At 61.1% G+C, this 419-nt stretch carries 1 protein-coding gene; it reads right to left on the reverse strand.

All coding sequences use genetic code 11. From position 1 onward, the window contains the following. Nucleotides 1-419: class I SAM-dependent DNA methyltransferase (locus tag GVL52_RS29530; protein WP_160012770.1), on the reverse strand; the 419-nt coding region annotated here is incomplete at both ends.

Below are 419 nucleotides of genomic sequence, written 5' to 3' on the forward strand. Positions count from 1 at the left end.
AGGTTGGTAACGCACAGCATATGCGGAAGTTGCTTTTTCTCTACGCCACGGATGCTGTTTTGCAGCGCCCTCTGATCCTCGTCGTTGTTTGCCTGCTTGCGCAGGTGCTCGATGGCGCAGACAAGGAAGCCGCCGGTACCGGTGGCCGGGTCCATGACGCTTTCGCCCAGTTGGGGATTGGTCATGTCCACCATGAACTGGGTGACGGCGCGGGGCGTATAGAACTCGCCCGCGTTGCCGGCGCTCTGCAGGTCGCGCAGGATCTTTTCGTACAGGTCGTTGAACTGGTGGCGTTCGGCCTGCCGGTTGAAGTCGATGGCGTTCAGCTTGTTGACCACCTGGCGCAGCAGATGGCCGCTCTTCATGTAGTTGTAGGCGTCTTCGAACACGCCGCGCACCACGTAGCCGCGCGGGTTGCG

The organism is Rhizobium sp. 18055 (assembly GCF_902706285.1).
Classification (GTDB): domain Bacteria; phylum Pseudomonadota; class Alphaproteobacteria; order Rhizobiales; family Rhizobiaceae; genus Rhizobium.